The sequence below is a fragment of the Desulfobacter sp. UBA2225 genome, assembly GCF_002348205.1.
Taxonomy (GTDB): Bacteria; Desulfobacterota; Desulfobacteria; order Desulfobacterales; family Desulfobacteraceae; genus Desulfobacter; species Desulfobacter postgatei.
Map to the genome: position 1 here is coordinate 1 of NZ_DDYV01000159.1, position 4797 is coordinate 4797.

The following is a 4797-nucleotide window of genomic DNA, read 5'->3' on the forward strand; positions in this document are numbered from 1 at the left end:
CCTACTCCACCGGCTGCACCAAGGAAATGCACATTGCCCAGGAGGTCCAAAGAGAAAACCCGGAAATGCAGCTGATAGGACCTGCTGTGGAAAAATTCATGCGCAGGGATGAGTATGGGGTGGGCTCCATGTATGATCAACGCCTGGCCGAAATACGGGAGAGACGGATGTCGGATCGACGACAGTGCGGGTGCCATGTATGATCAACGCCTGGCCGGGATATAAAGGAGAGTATTTTATATGGCTATTTTCGAATATAACGGGCTGACTGCCTCCGGCAGAAAAAAATCAGGCATCATAGATGCTGAAAATCATGATGCCGCCCAGGATGATTTGAAACAAAAAGGCATTTTCCCCATCTCAATTCAGCGAATTGAATCAGGCGCCGGCCGCATTAAAACGAAAAAAGAGGCATCCATGGGAAAAAACGTTAACCTGCCATCCTTTTTCTCTTCTGTAAAATCTTCGGAAATCAGCATGATCACACGCCAGCTGGCCACGCTTCTTACAGCGGGATTTCCCTTGCTCAAAGCCGTTGCCACCCTGGTGCCCCAGAGCAGAACCAAGGCGTTTAAGCGCGTCCTGTCCAGGATCAAGGACGCCATTGAAGAGGGCAACAGCTTTGCCGATGCGCTAGGTGCCCACCCCCAGGTCTTTTCTGCGGTATACATAAACATGGTCAAAGCAGGCGAAGCCTCGGGCACCTTAGAGGTTGTGCTGGAACGGCTGGCCGATTTCAGTGAGAAAAGAGAGGAGACAAAAAAGAAGATCCAAGCGTCTCTTGCCTATCCCTTATTCATGGCGGTCATTGGATTTCTTGTACTTGTGTTTCTTTTGACCTTTATTGTCCCCAATATTACAAAAATCTTTACGGATATGAACCATGACCTGCCCATGCCCACCCAGATGCTTCTTGGTATCAGCGGCATGGTAAAAGCGTGGTGGTGGCTGATCATTCCTGCACCGTTTTTCGCCCTATTATGCCTGTACGGCATCCGAAGAACCGACAGGGGGGGGCGCATTCTGGACCGGATCATTTTATCCCTGCCGGTTTCCGGCAACCTGACCAGACAGCTGATTGCATCCCGATTTTCCAGGACATTAGGATCTTTGCTTGACAACGGGGTGCCGCTTTTAACAGCCCTGGGGATTACCAGAACCATTTCCGGCAACCGGGTGATTGCCGAGCTGATCGAAAAATGTGCCCAGACAGTGGAACAAGGCGGCAGTCTTGGTTCTGTTCTGGAAAAAAATTCAGCCTTTCCGAACCTTGCGGCCCAGATGATCAAGGTGGGAGAAAAAAGCGGTGAAATGGAAAAAATGCTGGAAAAATCAGCAGAACTGTTTGAAAGAAATGTTCAGACAGCCATAACAGCAGCCACCTCAATCATCGAGCCTTTGATCATTCTTATCATGGGCGTGGTGATCGGATTTATCATCCTTGCGGTTTGTTTGCCAATATTTGAAATCAATCAGTTAATAGGATGAGGTGGCCGATAAATTATAGTTTGGCCTTTAAGCCGTAAAACCCAATCCTTCAGGTTTGGGAGATAAGATTTCTTTAGCCGGTTCATTTTGCTAAATCCCGTATAGTTCTTTGAAAAAGTATCCGGGTTGCATCCAAAAAGCCGGATGCGTAAAACCTTAAGCAAAATTTATAATAGTGTCGACATAACAGGAGGATTATGAAACAGATTGAAAGCACGGGAATGACCCGACGCGACTTTTTGCACAGCTGCACAGCAGCGGCCGTAACCCTGGCAGGGGCGGGACTTTTCCAGGGGTGCGCCATTGATCCGGTCACAGGACAAAAACAGTTGATGCTCATGAGCCGGGATCAGGAAATATCCCTGGATAAACAACATTCGCCCTTTCAATTTTCTTCGGACTACGGTGTAACCCAGGATAAAGAACTGAACCGGTATATTTCCGGCGTGGGCAAATCCATGCTCCCCCAGGTACACCGGCCCGACATGCCCTATAATTTTCAGGTGGTCAATGCCACCTATATAAATGCCTATGCCTTCCCCGGCGGATCCATCGCCGTGACCCGGGGGATTTTACTGGAGCTTGATAATGAGGCGGAGCTGGCCTCACTTCTGGGGCACGAACTGGGGCATATCAATGCCCGGCATACGGCCGAACAGCAATCCAAAGGACAGATTTCGTCCATTCTGCTGGCAGGTCTTTCAGTGGCAGCAGAGACCCAGGGTTCGGGACTGGGTGATTGGACTCAGAAGCTTGGAGGCCTGGGACAGGGGCTGTTCCTTTCAAAATACTCACGGGATAACGAACGTGAGGCTGATGCATTAGGGCACCAGTACATGACCCAATCCGGACACAACTCCAAAGGGTTTACCGGCCTTATGGAAATGCTCAACGAAATGAATACCACAAAAACCAGTTCAACGCAGATGCTGTTTGCCACCCATCCCATGAGCCGGGAGCGGCTGGACTCTGCCAGGGACAGGGACAGCGGAATATACCGGGGCACCCACTCGCTGAGCCTGTACCGCGAGCGGTATATGGATCACACAGCGAATTTAAGGTCGCTGAAAAAGATGATTGCCAAGCTCCAGGAGGCAGATAAGTTCATGGCCAAGGAACAGTATGACCAGGCCGAAAATGCGCTGATGTCTGCACTCAGATTAAAAGACAATGATTATACGGCCCAGGTGATGACAGCCAAATGCCTGCTGATCCAAAAAAAGAATCAGGACGCCGCATACCATGCCGGGCTTGCCAAGCAGCTGTTTCCCTTGGAAAACCAGGGACATTATATTTCAGGGCTTTCCAATCTGGCTTTAAAGAAACCCATGCAGGCCTATAATGATTTTTCTGCATGCAGCAGACTGCTGCCGGGAAATCCCCAAACGACATTTTACCAGGCCTACGCCCTTGACATGGCAGGCAGAAAAGAGGCGGCAGCCCGGGAATATTCGGCCTACATCAAAGCGATTAATTATGCGTCAAATAAGTACAGCCAGTATGCGTATAAACGGCTTAAAGAATGGAATTATATTGAATAGAGAACAAACGACACAGGAACCGTTCTGCCGGGGAAAAACCAGTTTAAAGAATCATCATGCGGGAGCCAACGCCTGCCCTATCAATCCGGACAAGCCGTTCCCGGGACGGCCGTTTTGCCCCTGAAAAGCAGGCCGGACACCAGAACCGTAAAAGGTGCCACAGTGACGAGCCCAAAACTGCCCACCAGAATATTTAAAATTTCCGCTGCCACAAAAGGCGCGTTTAAAAGGTTGGCTGCGGGCAGTCCCTTGTCGATAAAAAGCATAAACATGGCAATGTGACTGCTTGTATAGGCCAGAAGCAGGGTGGTGGTCATGGTGCCGATGACGGCCCTTCCCACCCGCAGACCTGAGCGCATATGCTCCAGAAAACCGATATCGGGGTGTTTGTGTTTCAGTTCCCCCATACTGGCCGCAATATCCATGGCCAGATCCATGACCGCTCCGGAGGAGGCGATGAACACACTGGCAATAAAAATATGGGTCAGGTTCAAATCATAGTGCCCCGAATAGAGAAGGGTCTCGGCAAAAGGCCTTACTGCGCCATGAAGATGAAAGGCCGAAGTAAACCAGATCGCCAGGCCGCAGGTAAACAACACCCCCATCATGGAACCGGCAAAGGTAGCCAACCCTCGCCGGTTGAACCCGCCCACGCTCAGGGTGATCACCGCTGTGAGCAACGCCACGATCCCAACCCCGATTGACAGGGGTGGATACCCTAAAAGCAACAAAGGAAAATAAAGTTTCCACAGCACCACGGCCACAAAAACAAATGAAAGCATAGCTTTGAGACCGGTCTTGCCCGCCACCAGCAAAAGCAAACAACCAAACAATGTGATCAGGGCAATCTCAAGGCGCAGCCGGTAATGCCCTCGTGTTAGCCCATTGCGGGGCCTGCCGTCCTTACCGTAGCTGTACTCCACTAAAATGACATCACCGGTCTGGTAGATCTCATCAAACTCCATCTTACCGGTAAGCAGGTTGGCGATCTCCAATTTCTGGCCGCGGTCCGGACCACCCAAAAATTTTACGGTCAGAAGCTGCTCTTCGGTTTTAACGATCAGGTTGGTCTTTACCAGGCTGTTGTCTACGGACAAAACCTTTGCCCTGCAGTGCCGGGATTCATACGAAGCCGGCCTTTTGACCAGGTCCGTAAACATCAGCCCAATGGTAATGGCTGCTATGATCAGCAAAAACAGCCATTCATTTTTTTCGTTTGAACGCATAACCCTTCCCCCAAAAGTGAAAGCGGCGTCCACTTGGGGCGCCGCTCTATTTTCGTTTATCTGTACAAATGATTACTTGAGAACAGGCAGGCTTTCATGAACATTTAAAGCCTTGGCAATTTTTTTGGCAATATCGGTATTGTCATAGAAACCGTTGAAAAGTTCGGCATCCGCGCCGGTTGCAAAAACAGACACGGGTACACCGGTGTGAGAGTATGAGGTCCAGCCGATACTTGCGTTTTCGTTGAGGATATGAGTTAAAGTTACGGTCAAAGCTTCATAACCACCATAGAGGTAGGTGTTTTTTGCCTCGCTGTTGGTATTGCCTCCGCATACGGATTGTACATAGGCGTCATCCAGTTTTTCTTTTTGATAGTCGTTCAGATCACTGTAAACAAGGCCGAACTTTTCATAAATTTTTTCCAGCATATCCGAATCGGCAGACAGGCTACCCCGGCAGACAAACTTAGGCAATTCCTCCTGGTCAAAATAAACGAAGCTGTTGGTCTGGCCAAGAAGTTTTTCGTAGTGAGCACCGTACG

Annotated in this window: 4 protein-coding genes and 1 pseudogene; 3 read left to right on the top strand and 2 right to left on the bottom strand. The window is 49.7% G+C overall.

Annotated features, from left to right (window positions below; genetic code table 11):
* The 3 genes and pseudogenes from B3D59_RS08200 to B3D59_RS08210 all read left to right on the top strand — a co-directional run.
* A pseudogene (locus tag B3D59_RS08200) lies at window positions 1–203 on the top strand (hypothetical protein); the annotation flags it as partial.
* Between the two features lie 37 nt (window positions 204–240).
* Window positions 241–1488 carry a type II secretion system inner membrane protein GspF gene (gspF, locus tag B3D59_RS08205; protein WP_286818867.1) on the top strand — a complete coding sequence of 416 codons (1248 nt, stop codon included), beginning with the start codon at window positions 241–243 and terminating at the stop codon, window positions 1486–1488.
* A 197-nt stretch (window positions 1489–1685) separates the two neighbouring features.
* Window positions 1686–3029 carry a M48 family metalloprotease gene (locus tag B3D59_RS08210; protein WP_286818877.1) on the top strand — a complete coding sequence of 448 codons (1344 nt, stop codon included), beginning with the start codon at window positions 1686–1688 and terminating at the stop codon, window positions 3027–3029.
* A gap of 80 nt (window positions 3030–3109) precedes the next feature.
* On the opposite strand, the gene B3D59_RS08215 is transcribed toward B3D59_RS08210, so the two are convergent.
* Entirely contained in the window at window positions 3110–4255 is a 1146-nt protein-coding gene (locus B3D59_RS08215; protein WP_286818881.1) for a YibE/F family protein, read from the bottom strand.
* Window positions 4256–4327: 72 nt separating this feature from the next.
* Window positions 4328–4797, bottom strand: a 470-nt coding sequence (locus B3D59_RS08220) for an alkaline phosphatase (protein WP_286818882.1), incomplete at its 5' end; no start/stop codon positions are given.

What these genes read in the sequence shown, in the direction of transcription:
- gspF (WP_286818867.1), top strand. Translation starts at nt 241, where the DNA reads ATGGCTATTTTCGAATATAACGGGCTGACTGCCTCCGGCAGAAAAAAA.
- B3D59_RS08210 (WP_286818877.1), top strand. Translation starts at nt 1,686, where the DNA reads ATGAAACAGATTGAAAGCACGGGAATGACCCGACGCGACTTTTTGCAC.
- B3D59_RS08215 (WP_286818881.1), bottom strand. Translation starts at nt 4,255, where the DNA reads ATGCGTTCAAACGAAAAAAATGAATGGCTGTTTTTGCTGATCATAGCA.